A 15,248-nucleotide genomic window follows, 5' to 3' on the forward strand; every position below is an offset into this window, starting at 1 on the left:
ACTACGTCGTCGTCAGAGCCCTTTGAGAATAGCGAGTCTGTGAGGCAATTGCAGGAGATTTCTAGACTATTCAAGTTTTTAGGATAATTTAGATTATTTGAATTTCTGGGATTATCTATATGACCAGTGGGTATGCATCCAATAGCAACGAGAGGAGTAGACACCCTAAACAACGAGAAAGCGTATTCCTCCGATAGCAGCGAGAGAGACACAGGACGCAACAGACACACACAAGCCACCAAGTACATTATGTCGCTGGACGAAACGTCGGTTTGCAACGATGAAGAAGGTCCTCGCAAGCATCGGAATTGGCAACGCAACCGTCGACACCGTCCTCCCCTCTGATACGGTCCGTCCGGGTGAGACGGTCGACGCTGAAGTACACATCACGGGTGGGTCCGTAGAGCAGGATATCGGGACGATTCGGTTCGAACTCGAAACCCGATACCGAACGGAAGAGGGCTACCAAGAGGTGGACATCAAGAAGTACACCCTTGCCGACGGTCTCACTATCGAACCGGAACAAGAAGAGACGCGGTCGGTGTCACTCGATATCCCGTACACGACACCCGTTACCCTCGGGAACGTCGATGTCTGGGTCGAAACGGAACTCGACATCAAGATGGCTGTCGACCCCGAAGACAAAGACTACCTGAACGTCCGACCTACGCCGCGTCTGCAGGCGGTCTTTGACGCGCTCGACGAACTCGGCTTTTCGCTCCACAGCGCCGAGTGCGAGGCGGACCCGCACAGCTACTTCACGTCACAGCGGCGGTTCATCCAAGAGTTCGAATTCCGGCCCACGTCGGGTGAGTTCCGAGGAACGCTCGACGAACTCGAGGTTATCCCGCGGCCGAGTGCGGAGTCGCTCGAACTCTTCGTCGAAGTCGACCGCCGGGGAGGAATTCTCAGCGAGCTCGGCGACCTCGACGAAAAGAAGGTACGAACGACGATTGGGACGACCGACGTGAGCGAGGTTCGAGACGAACTCGAGACGCTGATTCGGAATAACGCTTAAATTCCGCTTCCGATACGGGCGGGGACAGATGAGTAATAAACCGAAGCGCTGTCGTGCGTCTTAGCCACTCACCCTCCGTCTCTCGACACTTTTTCTATGGATTCGCCGTATCTGTGGACGGTTATATCGTCGCTCCAAGATGTCGAACTGGAGTTCGTTCCATTCAGAGGGACAAGACTGCAGACGAGTGCACTCCAGTTTGGTACCTGGCGCTTTAGGAAGAAAACCGGACAAGAGCCAGACACCTAGAAGTATATACAGAGTGCATAGCGATTAATCCGATGCCGACCATGGGTGTTAACTACACTCAAGGAGTATTTGAAGAATGAAACTGAACCCGTGGCCGCTACAATCGAACTAATCACGGTTGTCGTGACAATCCTCGGGCTTGGAGTTGCCGCTCAAGTCGTCTCAGATAGGTTGCAAATCCCGAGTGTGATGTTTCTCATCCTCGCGGGTGTCGTCGTTGGACCGGAAGGGATTGGTGTTATCACACCGGGTATTTTCGGTGATGCACTTCCGGCGATCGTTGGACTCAGCGTCGCAATTATCGTCTTCGAAGGGGCCTTCCACCTTCACCTCGATCGCCTGTACGAAGCCCCACGGGAGACGTTCCGCCTCGTCACAATCGGCGCAGCAGTCTCCCTCATCGGAACGGCAATCACCGTTCGATACGCACTCAATGCTCCATGGAATGTGGCCCTCTTAATCGGGTCGCTCCTAGTAGCGACGGGGCCGACAGTTATCACGCCCATTATGAATGTTGTTCCCGTGCGCAACCGTGTCGCCACCACGCTCGAAACTGAAGGTGTCGTCAACGACGTCACGGCTGCAATTCTTGCCATCGTAATGTTCGAATACGTTCTACTGGAGACACGTGGACTCCTGACGCTCGTCCGTGAATTCGGGGTTCGATTCGGCGTCGGTGTTCTTGTCGGGAGTAGTATTGCAGGAATAATATGGTATCTCCTGCGTCATGTGGGAACCTCTACCGAGAACACACCACAGAACGCTCGGTTAATCGCCCTCATCGCCTCTCTCATCATGTATGGGGTGGCAGAGCAGATCGCCTCGGAAGCAGGCATCGCCGCCGTTGCTGCGGGGGGGTTCATCCTCGGAAACACCGACCTGCCGTATCAAGACTCCATCGAACGCTTCAAAGGTGACGTAACACTTCTCGTGATCTCGTTCGTCTTCATCACGCTAGCCTCGCTTCTCTCTCTCAGAGATTTGCTCGCACTTGGGGTCGGTGGATTGGTCGTGGTCATCACGATTGTCGGAGTGATCCGTCCCGCTCTCGTTATGCTCTGTACCCTCGGAGACCGCCTGACACTCAACGAACGTCTCTACATTAGTGCAATCGGCCCGCGAGGTATCATCCCGGCCAGCGTCGCAACCCTGTTCGCGCTGGAGTTACAGCCGCAGAATCCGCAAGCAGCAACGATGCTGGTTGGGACGGTATTCCTCGTAATCTTCACAACCGTCGTCTTTGAAGGAGGATTAGCCCGTCATATCGCACAGGCCTTGGACGTGATTCCAATGAGGACAATCATCATCGGCGGCGGACGCGTCGGACAAGCACTTGCTGAACGGCTTGAAGAACGAGGCGAGGAGGTCTTGATCATTGACAATGACGAGCAAGTTGTCGAAAGCCTCCAAATGGATGGCTTCTCTGCTCGACACGGAGACGGGACCAGTCGGGAAGTTTTGCAGGCAGTGGGCGGCGGTAACGCGAAGGTGGTGGTGGCGGCGACACCGAAAGACGATGTTAATCTCCTGAGCGCACAACTCGCGAAGAACACGTTCGATGTCGAGACCGTCGTCGCCCGTGTGAATCAGCCAGGCAACATCGATGCATTCGAAGATATCGATGTCGAGGCGATTTCGACCGCCATGTCGATCGCGTGGTCGATGGACAACGTGATCGAGCGACCTGCAATCTCTCGCTGGATGACCGAATTAGGTCGAATGGGCGATGTACAAGAAGTCGAAGTGACATCCAATTCGGTTATTGGGAGGACGGTTTCGGAGCTCATGGCCGAACTCCCCGAGGGCTGTCACCTCGCACTTTTGAGTCGAGAGGAGATGAATCAATTGCCGCATCCGGACGACACCATCAATCAAGGGGACAACCTGACATTTATTGGTCGGACAGAAGCAGTCCATCAAGCTATCGACTATTGCACCAAATAAGGCGTGGAATTTGAAGTACAAACGGAATGGAAAGGGGCGGACAAAATCGCCTGTGAGCCGGAACAGGACGATTACTGTTACACAACACAACCGCGCTACAACCCCGTCGACCGATTGACCAACATATAATATCAGCACATCGAGAGTACAAGTAGTGCCAGATAGCGATCAAAGGACTTCGTTGAGCCGCCAATTTTCGGAATATGTGCTTATCATAATTGCACTCTATATTCCACTTGCGCCCTACTGGTTCTTCAAGACGGGACCGAGAGTGGGGTTGACGTTCATTCAAATTTGTCTGACCCTCGTTTCCGGGTCAGTTCTCATTCTCGGTGGAGCATATGCTGTGAAGAGATACGTAAATACCGGCGGAAAAACTCTCGTGGCGATTGATGGATTCACCCTCGGATTCGGTGTGGGTTCACTGCTGGGTAAGTGGAGTGGTCTCTCAGATAGCAACGCAGTCTTCCCCGGGTTGGCCGGTGCGCTCGTCATTACGCTGGGACTGCTCCACCTCTACGAGCGATTCGTGCAATAGGTTTGCATTGGTTGCGAATCTTATGGTGATAAAAACGCGAGTGTCTCTTCGATAATTCGTTGCTCGTCGTTCAAGAAGGAGTGGTCTTCACCAGCTAATTCGACCATCGACCCGTTCGGCAGGTGCTCAGCGATTGCTGCTGCATTCTCAACGGACACGACCTCGTCTTCGTCACCCTGTAGAATCCGTACCGGGGTCTCGATATTGGCTAACTCCGACGCAGCAATCGACGGAGCATCAGCATGGTTTCCGAATAGGATTGCAGGTGCCCACAGAACCATCCGGTCGACCGTATTCGGGATGTGCGTGAGCGCGAGACGGCCACCGAAACTCTTCGCGACGACCGTTATCGTCGAGTAACCCCGTGACTGGAGGAATTCGATGCCAGCGCTGAGTTCCGTTTCGAACTCCGTTTCAGTCTTTTCGGCTAAATCCTCTTGGCTCTCCCACATCTCGAAGCGGGCGACGGTATTGCCATCCCGAGCGGCAGCCGCAGCGAACCGGTCAAATATATCGCCGAACGGACCATGTCCCGCTCCAGGAATCACCAAAATCCCGTGTTCAGAGGCATCACCAGCCAGAGTCACCTTCCCAGCATAACTATTATCGCCCACGTTGAGTGTTATCGCTTCAGTATTCATGCATTCATTGTCAAAAGGCACCCTCAAAAATGTTTGTTAGGTGTAATTAATCAGACCTCAATTCGTGACTGATAACCAACACATCTATACGAACCTGTGTTCCAGTAGTATTTCCATGCAACCAGATACCAACCTAAATACTGACGGAGAAGTCGACATGGACCTCGGGTTCACGGTCGGCCTCGACATGCCATTCGAGGAAAGCGTTCGGTGGGCCGCGGGCGAGGGCTTCGATTTCATCGAGGTCCTACTCGATGGACCGTACGCCCGAGAGCGAATTTCCGATAGCCGAGATGCAATGCGAACCGTACTCGAAAATGCTGGGTTGGGTTTCATCGTACACCTCCCGTTTAACATCGATCCGGGGTCACCGTTTTCTCCCATTCGAGAAGGTGTTGTCACCGAATTCATCGCCGGAATGGACCTCGCAGCAGATCTCGGTGCCACGAAAGTCGTGTTCCACCCATCTTCGGACGCGTGGGACCTCGGTTGGACAGACGCCGAGTGCCGCGAGTTTATCCACGAGAGCCTCGATGAACTCATTCCCGCCGCGATAGAGCGCGGCGTAGAACCGTGTGTCGAGAATATCGTCTCCAGCTATTACGATGTAGCAACGTTCCCGGAACTACTGGAGCGGTATCCGAACGTGTCGATGACCTTCGACACGAGTCATGCACTACTGGCAGGGATGGACGAAGAAAGTATGGCAGAATTTATGCATGAATACGCCGACCGAATCAGGCATCTCCACTTGGTCGATACGCGCGGTGGGAGCGACGAACACCTTCCAGTCGGGATGGGACGGATTGATTTCGAGACAGTTCTGTCTGGGTTAGCTGACGTTCACTGGTCAGGCACGGCAACACTCGAAATCGGAACAACGGATTACGGTACAATCGCGCTCGGAAAACGGCACACAGAGGAAGTGCTAGCTGAGGTCTAAAGTTCGACCTCGGCGTGTTACCTATTGAACCGTCTGAAATTCCGGGTTTCATTACAGACATACATGTGTAAGTAGGCTGCAGTAGCTGCCAACCGTGATTTGAACGGGGAAAACCGCGTTTCGAGGGAAGTTACGGGAAGGCCGAGGATGTGATATCAAACCGACCCCAATGCGTACCGGCTATTCGAGATAACCGAGATTTGCGAGGCGTTCCTCAACGTCGGTGTCGTCCGTCTCTTGAATCTCACGAACCTCGGGGTCGGGATAACTCGTCCGTTTGACGGAGTCAACGATTGGCAGTGTCTGGCCGTCCATCCGGTCGTCGGCTTCGACGCCGAACGTGGCGAGGACCGTCGGAGCGATGTCAAAGAGATGTGCATCTTCGAGACTCGCCCCCACATCGATGTCGTTTCCGACCGCGGCGACGACGCCGTGCAGTTTGTGGTTCCACGGCTCACTCGGTTCGTCGAAGACGGTATCAGAGAGCATCGAAGAGAGGAATTGGTCAAAGTCACGTGGGACGAGTACAATATCGACTGCTTCGTCGTCTCTCGGACCAGAGAGATACGATTCACGCGGTGCGACGTCATCAAAGACAGGCCTCCCATCCGGGTCCGTAACCGACTGCAGGAGGTCGATGAGTTCGGTCCGAACTGATTCGTAGTCCTCCGGGGAGACGACACCGTTTGGTTCCCTTCCTTCGAGATTGATTCTGATACCGAGTTCTGTGCGTGAGCGCAGGTACGCAGTCGAACGCTCGAAGTCGACCTGTCGAGTAGCGGCACTGATGACATCCGTCGGGACCCAACTTGCGACAACGTCATCGAGACCGACACGTTCGAGCAACGCACCGACTCTCTGGCTCGTTATCCCGGTACGGGCGAGGAGTTGTATCGCCTTCACTCGAAGTCCCTGTTTGACTGACTGTGCATCGACACCGGACCGGAGTTTCGAGTCTCGAACCGTCGCCCATGTTGGCATTCCCTGACCACCATTGACAGTTTCGACGTAGCCGTGGCGAGAAAGGAACTCGTTGACGCGGAACTCGTATCCCGTGTACTTTCCCATTCCGTGGTCGCTGACCACCAACACATTTTCAGGGCGATACGCATCGAAAATCGCTTCGAGTTGCTGGTCAACTTCAACGTAAATGTCGCGAACTAATTCGAGATCGCCGGGTCGTTCGTGGAAGACGGTGTCCGTCTGCTGGAACTGGATAAACCCGAACTCCGGCTCGAACCGGTCGACGAGATACTGAAACGCCTCTCCCCGCATCTTGACGAGGTCACAATACCGCTTGCTCTCCTTCTCGTCGTCCGGCGATGGGTCTCGTGGATACACCCGGTACTCACCGATTGCATCACGGACTTCATCCAAAATCCCCGCAGGGTGACCCTGTGGGTTCTCTGGGGCAGTATATCCCGGAACAAGTGCCCCATCGAACGGGCGAGGGGGATGGGTCACCGGCGTATTGACCACGACGCTCGAATAGCCATGATAATCCAGAACCTCCCAAAGTGTCCGCTCACGAATGTGACTCCCATTGACGACGCTCCAGTCGTATCCGTCAAATGATAGGAAATCGAACACACCGTGTTTTCCGGGATTCATTCCAGTGTAGAGTGACGGCCAAGCGCTAGCCGTCCATGGAGGTATTTGTGATTCGAGAGGTGCGTAGGTCCCGGTCGAAAAGATTGAATGGAGCGTCGGGATTTCACCTTCCTCAAACAATGGTCGTAAAACCGGAAGACATGCTGCATCTAGCCCGACCAACAGTGTGTGCACTGCGCCTGTCTGGTCGTTACTCATAGTTTTAGGATGACATTGCTGTGTTTTGTTATGTACTGGCTTCATTGTCGACTTCGATAGAGAAGTCAGCCATTAGTGACAGGGGAGAATTCAAGTGACAGACTAACTGTTAGACGATGACTATAGTTCAATCAATATCTACCGCGTGGAACCACTAGATGTTCGGATTATACGTGGTTCATTGTCGTGTTTCGATGCATTACCGTATAGGATACACGTAACAAAGCCGCCGAACTCTGTCTGTCAATTCAATAGTATGGCACACGGAAGTTCACTCGTCTCCACTCAGGAACCCACCGCGTACAGTGAACATCGAGCGCCGCTTGAGTTCGGCGGGCAGTGGTTACCACATATTCTCGAAGCGACGCTTCGTTACGCACGCACGCGCGACTACAAAGGGTGGGACTACGGAGACGGGATGAGTAGCAGACTGTTGCAGGCGCTTCCGTTCGAAAACAGGTGGATAAACCTCGCTTTCCAGGAGTTGGCCAAACGACCACCGATAAACATCCGACCGCTGCTCCTCGTCGAACAGCGCCGTAACTACAAGGGAACGGCCCTCTTTTCGCTGGCAAATTTAAACTTCCACCACTATACGCAGGCGACCCGAGAGGAACAGGACACCGATTATCTAGCCGAGGCAAAACAGCTTACCGACTGGCTCATTCAGAACCGAAGCGTTGGCTATCACGGCTTCTGTGGCGGCCACAAACACGAGATTCAGCACCTCGGCGAGAAAGGCATTCCAAACGACCCAGACGTCGTGTCGACCTCATTCGCGGTGAAAGCACTTCTCGCCGCCTCGCCCTACGACCCGATTTATGCACCGGTTGCACGGACCGCATCCGATTTCGTCGTCGAAGACCTCGATTACCGAGAGGTCGACGATGGAGCGAAAATTAACTATCACATGAACCACCCGGATACGTACTACACACTCAATTCCGGTGCGCTTGGTGCCCGACTCCTCGTCGACATCTACGGACACGACGGCGACGGGACAGACCTTGAGCGTGCAACTGCGATTCTCGACTACATCGCGACCAACCAAGCCGACATCGGTGGGTGGACCTACCGGGTACCCGCCTCCAGTTCCCACCTCTCGATGGACAACCACCACAACGGGTTCATCCTCGACGCCTTCCTCAGATACAAAGCGGTCACCGAGTCCTCGCGGTACGACGATACAATCGAGCGAGGACTGGAATTCTATCGAACTGTCTTGTTCGAGCCAAATGGGGCACCGAACTGGGACGAGTCGAACTCGTACCCGCGAGACATCCATGCATGCGCCACGGCCATCGCGGTCTTTACCGCCGCCGGTGACCTCGAATTTGCGTCCCGTATCTTGGAGTGGACGCTCGAAAACCTCTACGCGGGTGACGGACGGTTCTACTACCGTACGCATCGGTTTTACACCGTTAAGACGACGCTGATGCGATGGGCGCAGGCGTGGATGGCTTACGCGATGTCTGAATATATAAACGAAGTTGTACGTGAGTCAGGCACCCAACTCGGTGCAAGCCACGTTGGTGAAGACTATTTCGGCGAAGAATAACGGAACACGGGACAACTCAGCATAGTCGGTAGAGGGCGAGAACTACACTTTCTGTCGGAGCGACTTGTAGAGATGGGCGAGCGTCCGCATCCCGGCGACGTCCCGTTCGAGACTGTAAAACGGGTGAAGCGTGGGGTTGAACTTCGCTTTGTACCTGTTGATGCGGCGGTTGTTGGCTCCGACGAGGTCGTACGTCGTCCGACCTCGCTCTATTGCGTCGGACATAACGCGCCAGTCGAGAACGTCGTTGATAGATACATCCGTGTCGATGTCGGTCCTGACACCGCCTTGCCATCGTGACACGGTATCTTTGTAATCTGTGACGAGAATCCCGCCAGCGAAGTCGCCGTCGAGACAGAGCGTGTAGGGTCGAATCTGTCCGTCCGGAAGTGCGGTGTAGAGGTCCTTGACGAACTCCGGTGATGCTCGGTACGCGACTCCCTGTGACTCGTACCGGGCAGCGATTTGCTCAATTATCAGTTCAATCTCCCGAGTTCCACCTTCTTCGATCGTATACGCCTCCTCAGGAGCGTTTCGAATGTTCGACCTCGCGTCGCTACTGAAACTCATCAATACCTCGTCTTCACCCTCCGAGAGGTCGACGTGGTAGGTGTACAACGGTGTGATACTGTAGTCGCTCCACGAAAATACTCGAAGGTCGTCGTAACTCCCGTCCAGACGGAAGTGTGTGTAGCGAGGATGAAGCTCGTCTCGAACCCATTCGAGACAGCCGTCGATGAACTCGTGGTGGCGACGTTCACGCTTTCGTTGCTTCATATGGTCCATGTTCAAGAGCACAGGACCGAGGTACGCAACACGAAGCTCCGGTGGCGGTGAGAAAACCGTCGCTATCGGTCCTTTGGTGATTTTGAACACGGAAAAGAGACCAACTACTTCGTTTCCTTTTCGTCCAATGAGTGGGTGCAATTCCGCACCAGAATGCGCTGCTTGTATCTCTAGGGCCTCGTACTGGTGAAACAAGTTCGCGTGTGGAGATTGTTCTACGTACTGGTCCCATTGTTCGATATCGGATTCGGTCGCACGTGTAACCTCGATACTCATTAGTAAGTGGATAAACTGTCCCGCCGACTCGGCTTTGTTATGCGTACATTATCCCAAATCCGGTGGGATAGTCGCTAGTTTTCGCGTCACAACGGCAACGTGAATAATGTGCTGAGGTAGCGGGGTTGATGAAATGGATATGCGAAGAAAATTGTCGGGAAACGAAAACTGGGTCGGGTTAATTAACGTTAAATGATATTATTCGAATTCGTTTCCCTCGTCTGGAATTGTATCCCTAACGTCAGAAACGAAGGATACCGTGTCTGACTACGAAAGTTGGTGGGAGAGTCACTAGAGAGATGTGACAGACACAAGAATCGACGGTCTGATTGCCCCAACCACAGGGAGTACCCTCGCGAATGTAAAAACGGCCGATACAGTCCGGACAGTCACTGTATACGTACGATAGGCACCTCAAAGATGAATCTGCATGAGAGAAACGAGAACGCCGAAGGCAGAGCTTTGACTCCGGAGTTCGTATCAGTTGTATGACTGAACTTCCCGAAGATGTTGCGGCACTTCTAACGAGTGAGCCATTGATGGCACATCTTGCGACCTGCGTCGACAGTCGACCACACGTTGCGCCCGTCTGGTTTGCTTACGATACAGGGAATGAAGTAATCGAGGTACTTACGACCGGGCGCAAGCTTGCGAATATTCGTGAGAACCCGCGGGTCGCGCTGTCGGTTCAGAAGGACATCGACGGACAAGCACAGTGGCGAGTCACCATGCTCGGAACTGCAACTGTCGTCGACGACGACGAGGCCACACGAAAATCGGCCCAGCGAATCAATCAAAGGTACGGGGCCGAAGGGACTGCGTGGCCCGAAAACGACCTCGTTCGGATTTCGGTCGGGACCGCGACAGTGAAGGAATACTGAGCGGGTTGCGAGGAGATACGGGAGGTTCCTCAGTTATATCAGTCGGAGGTCTGCTTCTCTGCCCGAGAATCGTCGAGGAGTCGAATCTCGCGGGACAGTCGGCTAAGGTCGAACGCGGTGTTCGAAAGCCGCGCAGCAATCAACGAAGCGACCGCCGAGACGAAAAACGCCCCACCGAAAGACGTGAGGTACAGCGGGTCAGCCGACGGAAGGATACTACCAACGAGTGGAAGTGCCGTGGTAACACCGCGAAGGTCCGGGAAATACGCGAGTCCGAAAGCGAGACCAGTAAGGCTGCTCGCGAGTGCGCCTAGTCCGGTGATTCGTGCCGAGTAGAGCCCGTAGACGAGTGGGAATGCGACAGCAGCACCGAGCAGGTCGGCGAAGAAGAACAGACGAAGCACACTTTGCGCGCGGAGGCTGACGTAAATCGCCGCCAGCGCGACAACAACAGTCAGTGTTCGGGAACCGAACGCGAGTCGCCGGTCACTCGGAGACGATAACAACCGTGCGAGGTCTGCGGTTACGAGACTCGAAAGGGCGTTAAACAACGTGTCGATGGAACTCATCACGAGCAACAGGGCCAAGAGCACGGCCGCGAGAACGAGCCACTCGGGGAACGCGTCCTGCAAGAGGACGAAGAACGCAACATCGGCATTGTAGTTCGAACTCGTTACGTCGGTGATAACGTCGGCATTGCCGACGGCGATAATACCGAAAAAGGCAGTCACGAAGACGACAAGTCCGTTTGTGAGTGCTGCGTTTCTGAAACTTCGGGTGACCGTCTCCTCGGAGTCACTGGCGTAGATTCGCTGCCACCACGTCTGGTTGATGAGTTCGGCACCGAGGATAGCAAACGCGAGTGCGAGTCCGAACTGTAAGCCGGCGAGAGCACCCAAATCAAGGAGTCCAGGGTTGGCCGTGGTAATGCCGTCAAGCGCGGCACTAGGACCACCCAGTGCAACGAGTGCGCCGACGAATGCGAGGAGCAAAAGCGGGAGGACGATGACGGCTTGAACCGCATCCGTGGCGATACTCGCTCTGAGTCCGCCGTAACTCGTGTAGAGAAGAACGAAGCCACCGACGAGAAGCGCAGTCTGCCACTGCGGGACGCCGGCGACGAGTGAGAGCGCACCCGCGATACCAGTTAGTTCTGCAGCGAGGAAGATGAACATGTAAAGAGCACTCACCAAGAGGACGAATGCGTACATGGCGGTTCCGTACCGGGCGTGGGCGTATTCAGTCAGTGAGTGACCGTGCGGGATGAGTCGTCGGATTCGGGGACCGAGTTTGGCGTAAACGAGCATCGGAACTGCCTCACCGATGGCGTATCCGACGACGGCGGCGATACCGAATCCAGCACCCGCCTCGGGTGCCGAAAAGAGCACCCAAACACCCATCACAGAGGCAACGAGCGTCGCCGTGGTTCGTCGTTCCCCCGTCGACCCCCGTGCACTGATGAGGTCTTCGACCGAATCGACGCGACCGCGGGAGACCCACACACCGATACCGGTAAAGAGGACGAGTGTTGCGACAGTCAATCCGAGTGCAATCATCGAACTTACCATTCAGCATCACCAGCCTCGTCAGATTCAGTAATACGAACTCCATCAGCCGATGTCGACTCGTACGCTGCATCGAAGAACGCGACTTCGAGTTCCACCATGCGACGGAACAAACGGTCGAGGCGTTGCTGTCGGTGCGGAGAGGCGGCCGCACCCTCGCGGTCGAGTTCCTCACGAAGCCAATTGACGAACGCCGCAAAGTCGTCGGCGGCATGGAGGTCAATCCATTCTGCGAGGTAGAAACGCGATGGTGACTGGTCTTCCACCGCACTCGCCCACGTCAGGTAAACCCATTCGGCAGGAACGAGCACTGCCAGCGTCTCTGCGTAGCCCCCCTGGTTCGCGGCACGTTCGAGGAGGTCCACGAATGCACGAGTCGTCGGCGTTGTGGACGGTTCCATGTACGTCGATTCCGGAACATCCAACGCATCGAACGAGCGCAGGAAGTAGTCGTCCTCGTCGTCGGTCAGTGTCCCGAGGAAATCGACGAGTTCGGACTTCGCAGCCATCGTCGGCGCTTGGCCCACGGCGTGTCCGAAGACGCCGACGAGCGTTTCGACGAACGCGTAATCTTGCACCAGATATCGACGGAATACGTCAGGGTCGAGGTCGTCGCTTCCGAGTTCACGTGTGAATCGGTGCGCCGTTGCGGCGTCCCACTGGCTTCCCGCCCGGGCACGGAGCCAATCAGTGAACCGCGGATTTTCTCTGGTCTCGGTATATTGATTGTAGGTGTCGGGAACTGGCGACGGTGCGTCAGTGTTCGAACCAACGTCCGTCTCAAGGTCAGAGTCAATATTCGTCATAGCGGCCACTCCTCCTGTCTCCACGCAGCATCCCAGAAGAGGTACTCGTACTGTGCAGAGGTGCGGAACAGCTCTCGATAGCGTTCACGAGTTGTTGGCGTCGCGTCTGCAGCCACATCGTTCATGAGCGTTTTGCACCACTCGGTGAGTTCCGTGAACTCGTCGCTGGCGTACATCTCGACCCATGCAGCGTACTGCTCGTGGTCCGGAACACCTTCAGCAGCGAGGCGTCGACCCGTCTCGTTGAATCCCCACATGCAGGGAAGCAGTGCAGCGACGATATCTCCGAACGTGCCGTGTGTGGCTGTTCGAATGAGGAAATCAGTGTATGCACGGGTCGTCGGCGAGGGTGTCGTCGCTTCGAGGTCATCTATGTCGATACCGAACTCGGCGGCGTAACTCCGGTGTAGGTCCATCTCTTCGTTGACGGTTGATTCGAGGAGAGAGGCGAACGTCCCCATCGAATCGAGCGTCGGCGCTTTCGACGCACCGAGTGCGAAGAGGCGACTGTACTCGACGAGGTAGACGTAATCCTGTCGGACCCAGTACCTGAAAGGCCCCTCGTCGAGGGTCCCTGAACCGAGCTGTTCGACCATCGGGTGATCAACGATAGCCGACCAGAACTCGTCGGCTTCGTCGTGAATGTTGTCTGTGAACGCCATGGGAAGTAGTCGATGAATGTGCTGAAAAGAATTATGATAGAGTTGTATTACTTGGTTATTTCATTCAGAATAGCTCAGCTTTTTCTTGAAATATTGCTAATAATACAATAATTTCTTGAGATATTAGTTCTATAACGACAATCACCCCATTATCTGTTGATATATCGGGTCCTCACAGGTTACAATAGATTGGAACAGGTTAAAATAGTGAATCAGGAAAGTAAGTATACTTGTACCATAATGATTTGTGTGCTTATCTAATCACCCTAGTATTTTAACATAAAAGAGTATAACATAAATCACAATATGTCGAATGCGAACGTCACCGGGTCGGTCGAGGTACAAAATGTCGTCGCCTCGACCGAGGTTACCCTCGAACTCGACTTAGACCGACTCTCACTAGACATGTCGGGTACGGATTATGACCCAGAAAACTTCCCTGGGCTAGTGTACCGAACGGAAAATCCGAAAGCCGCGTGTCTCGTGTTTCGCTCCGGGAAGATCGTATGTACCGGTGCAGACAGCGTTGAAGACGTGAATACAGCAATTGAGACACTGTTTGACGACCTGGACGACCTCGGTATTCCCGTCCCCGATGACCCGAATACAACTGTCCAGAACATCGTGTCGAGTGCCGACCTCGGAGCGGCGCTCAATTTGAACGCACTTGCTATCGGTCTTGGTCTCGAAGATGTCGAGTACGAACCAGAGCAATTTCCGGGACTCGTGTATCGCCTCGACGACCCGAACGTCGTCGTGCTCATGTTCGGGAGCGGCAAAATCGTGATTACCGGTGCTGAAGCGGTGGTCGATGCAGAGTCTGCTCTCGAAACCGTCGACGGAGACGTTCGAGAGTTAGGGCTGCTCGGGTGAAAAGCCAAAAGTGGAAGGGTAGCGAGACCGGTACAAAGCAAGTATTGACGAGTGGTGGTTGGGTAGTGTTCGTGTTGTATTTCTGTTTTGTTGTATCAAACAACTATACTATAAGTTAGTTTTATTATTGGGTTTATTGTTAGATTCATACCACTTATTTATGAATATTTTATCTATGTTATGTAATTGTTTGACACTGGCATCTAACGTGGAAGAACACACACACCACCTTCGCGTTTGTAACGGCTACGAGAGACTCTAGTCGATTTGAACACACCCCCCTCGCGTTTGTAAATGTACAAGCAATATGTTCCGCAATCCACTGCCTCACCGAGAAACCCCACCCGCTAATTCGCGTTACATTCGCGAGGGTGGTGTGTCTGACCCAATATCCTCGACTCGTTCGTTTACAAACGCGAGGGTACTCCCCCTCGTTTTACATTCGCGAGGATGGTCTCCGACGACCACGTTACAAACGCGAGCATACCCCCCCTTTCGAGATTTCTTTCCGAAGGGGTTACTTCACTCGTTACATTCGCGAGGGTGGTGCCTGACTGGTTTACTCACGCGACACTACCGTTCCCTTAGTAAAAACAGAATCAGTCATTTCTCCCATTCAAACGGCTGTATTTACCGTCGTTACAAACGCGAGTCCACCCCCTCACTTTTATTATTGGTGAGTATGAATACCGAACCTAT

General features: G+C 54.1%; 13 protein-coding genes. 7 read left to right on the top strand and 6 right to left on the bottom strand.

What is annotated here, in order from left to right; all coding sequences use genetic code 11:
* Nucleotides 1-280: 280 nt before the first annotated feature.
* The 3 genes from HFX_RS16760 to HFX_RS16770 all read left to right on the top strand — a co-directional run bounded on the left by HFX_RS16760 (nucleotide 281) and on the right by HFX_RS16770 (nucleotide 3,749).
* Nucleotides 281-1,018 carry a sporulation protein gene (locus HFX_RS16760; RefSeq protein WP_004056455.1) on the top strand — a complete coding sequence of 246 codons (738 nt, stop codon included), beginning with the start codon at nucleotides 281-283 and terminating at the stop codon, nucleotides 1,016-1,018.
* 339 nt (nucleotides 1,019-1,357) lie between these two features.
* On the top strand, nucleotides 1,358-3,211 hold the full coding sequence (locus tag HFX_RS16765) for a cation:proton antiporter domain-containing protein (protein ID WP_049917389.1): 1,854 nt from the start codon (nucleotides 1,358-1,360) through the stop codon (nucleotides 3,209-3,211).
* Between the two features lie 205 nt (nucleotides 3,212-3,416).
* Nucleotides 3,417-3,749 (top strand): hypothetical protein, encoded by a 333-nt coding sequence (locus tag HFX_RS16770; RefSeq protein WP_004056453.1) that lies wholly within the window; start codon nucleotides 3,417-3,419, stop codon nucleotides 3,747-3,749.
* Between the two features lie 20 nt (nucleotides 3,750-3,769).
* Here the strand turns inward: HFX_RS16770 and HFX_RS16775 are convergent, their stop codons facing one another.
* The gene (locus tag HFX_RS16775) at nucleotides 3,770-4,390 is read right to left on the bottom strand and encodes an alpha/beta hydrolase (protein ID WP_014732714.1); all 621 of its coding nucleotides are present in this window, start codon (nucleotides 4,388-4,390) and stop codon (nucleotides 3,770-3,772) included.
* A 115-nt stretch (nucleotides 4,391-4,505) separates the two neighbouring features.
* On the opposite strand from HFX_RS16775, the gene HFX_RS16780 reads away from it, so the two are divergent.
* Complete coding sequence (locus HFX_RS16780; protein WP_004056451.1) at nucleotides 4,506-5,333, top strand: sugar phosphate isomerase/epimerase family protein; 828 nt, start codon at nucleotides 4,506-4,508, stop codon at nucleotides 5,331-5,333.
* A 180-nt stretch (nucleotides 5,334-5,513) separates the two neighbouring features.
* On the opposite strand, the gene HFX_RS16785 is transcribed toward HFX_RS16780, so the two are convergent.
* Nucleotides 5,514-7,142 (bottom strand): alkaline phosphatase family protein, encoded by a 1,629-nt coding sequence (locus HFX_RS16785; protein ID WP_049917388.1) that lies wholly within the window; start codon nucleotides 7,140-7,142, stop codon nucleotides 5,514-5,516.
* A gap of 256 nt (nucleotides 7,143-7,398) precedes the next feature.
* Between HFX_RS16785 and HFX_RS16790 the strand changes: the two genes are divergently transcribed.
* Nucleotides 7,399-8,700 (top strand): prenyltransferase/squalene oxidase repeat-containing protein, encoded by a 1,302-nt coding sequence (locus tag HFX_RS16790; RefSeq protein WP_004056449.1) that lies wholly within the window; start codon nucleotides 7,399-7,401, stop codon nucleotides 8,698-8,700.
* A 42-nt stretch (nucleotides 8,701-8,742) separates the two neighbouring features.
* Here the strand turns inward: HFX_RS16790 and HFX_RS16795 are convergent, their stop codons facing one another.
* On the bottom strand, nucleotides 8,743-9,762 hold the full coding sequence (locus HFX_RS16795) for a lipid II:glycine glycyltransferase FemX (RefSeq protein ID WP_004056448.1): 1,020 nt from the start codon (nucleotides 9,760-9,762) through the stop codon (nucleotides 8,743-8,745).
* A gap of 488 nt (nucleotides 9,763-10,250) precedes the next feature.
* Here HFX_RS16795 and HFX_RS16800 point away from each other — a divergent pair, with 488 nt between their 5' ends.
* The gene (locus tag HFX_RS16800) at nucleotides 10,251-10,643 is read left to right on the top strand and encodes a pyridoxamine 5'-phosphate oxidase family protein (protein ID WP_014732716.1); all 393 of its coding nucleotides are present in this window, start codon (nucleotides 10,251-10,253) and stop codon (nucleotides 10,641-10,643) included.
* 38 nt (nucleotides 10,644-10,681) lie between these two features.
* Here HFX_RS16800 and HFX_RS16805 read toward each other — a convergent pair whose 3' ends face one another.
* Genes HFX_RS16805 through tenA form a run of 3 tightly spaced genes read right to left on the bottom strand, consistent with a single transcriptional unit; the run spans nucleotide 10,682 to nucleotide 13,676 of the window.
* Nucleotides 10,682-12,211 (bottom strand): sodium:solute symporter family transporter, encoded by a 1,530-nt coding sequence (locus tag HFX_RS16805; protein WP_004056446.1) that lies wholly within the window; start codon nucleotides 12,209-12,211, stop codon nucleotides 10,682-10,684.
* Nucleotides 12,205-13,014, bottom strand: coding sequence for a TenA family protein (locus HFX_RS16810; protein ID WP_004056445.1), 810 nt, complete (start codon nucleotides 13,012-13,014; stop codon nucleotides 12,205-12,207). Before HFX_RS16810 ends, HFX_RS16805 begins: the two co-directional genes overlap by 7 nt.
* Nucleotides 13,011-13,676 (bottom strand): thiaminase II, encoded by a 666-nt coding sequence (tenA, locus tag HFX_RS16815; RefSeq protein WP_004056444.1) that lies wholly within the window; start codon nucleotides 13,674-13,676, stop codon nucleotides 13,011-13,013. Before tenA ends, HFX_RS16810 begins: the two co-directional genes overlap by 4 nt.
* 306 nt (nucleotides 13,677-13,982) lie before the next feature.
* Here tenA and HFX_RS16820 point away from each other — a divergent pair, with 306 nt between their 5' ends.
* Complete coding sequence (locus HFX_RS16820; RefSeq protein WP_004056443.1) at nucleotides 13,983-14,549, top strand: TATA-box-binding protein; 567 nt, start codon at nucleotides 13,983-13,985, stop codon at nucleotides 14,547-14,549.
* Nucleotides 14,550-15,248: the final 699 nt, after the last annotated feature.

The organism is Haloferax mediterranei ATCC 33500, assembly GCF_000306765.2.
GTDB lineage: Archaea > Halobacteriota > Halobacteria > Halobacteriales > Haloferacaceae > Haloferax > Haloferax mediterranei.

Bases quoted from the DNA above. Each gene is read 5' to 3' on its own strand.
- HFX_RS16795 (WP_004056448.1), bottom strand. From the start codon at position 9,762: ATGAGTATCGAGGTTACACGTGCGACCGAATCCGATATCGAACAATGG.
- HFX_RS16810 (WP_004056445.1), bottom strand. From the start codon at position 13,014: ATGACGAATATTGACTCTGACCTTGAGACGGACGTTGGTTCGAACACT.
- HFX_RS16790 (WP_004056449.1), top strand. From the start codon at position 7,399: ATGGCACACGGAAGTTCACTCGTCTCCACTCAGGAACCCACCGCGTAC.
- HFX_RS16775 (WP_014732714.1), bottom strand. From the start codon at position 4,390: ATGAATACTGAAGCGATAACACTCAACGTGGGCGATAATAGTTATGCT.
- HFX_RS16820 (WP_004056443.1), top strand. From the start codon at position 13,983: ATGTCGAATGCGAACGTCACCGGGTCGGTCGAGGTACAAAATGTCGTC.
- HFX_RS16805 (WP_004056446.1), bottom strand. From the start codon at position 12,211: ATGGTAAGTTCGATGATTGCACTCGGATTGACTGTCGCAACACTCGTC.
- HFX_RS16780 (WP_004056451.1), top strand. From the start codon at position 4,506: ATGCAACCAGATACCAACCTAAATACTGACGGAGAAGTCGACATGGAC.
- HFX_RS16785 (WP_049917388.1), bottom strand. From the start codon at position 7,142: ATGAGTAACGACCAGACAGGCGCAGTGCACACACTGTTGGTCGGGCTA.
- HFX_RS16800 (WP_014732716.1), top strand. From the start codon at position 10,251: ATGACTGAACTTCCCGAAGATGTTGCGGCACTTCTAACGAGTGAGCCA.
- HFX_RS16760 (WP_004056455.1), top strand. From the start codon at position 281: ATGAAGAAGGTCCTCGCAAGCATCGGAATTGGCAACGCAACCGTCGAC.
- tenA (WP_004056444.1), bottom strand. From the start codon at position 13,676: ATGGCGTTCACAGACAACATTCACGACGAAGCCGACGAGTTCTGGTCG.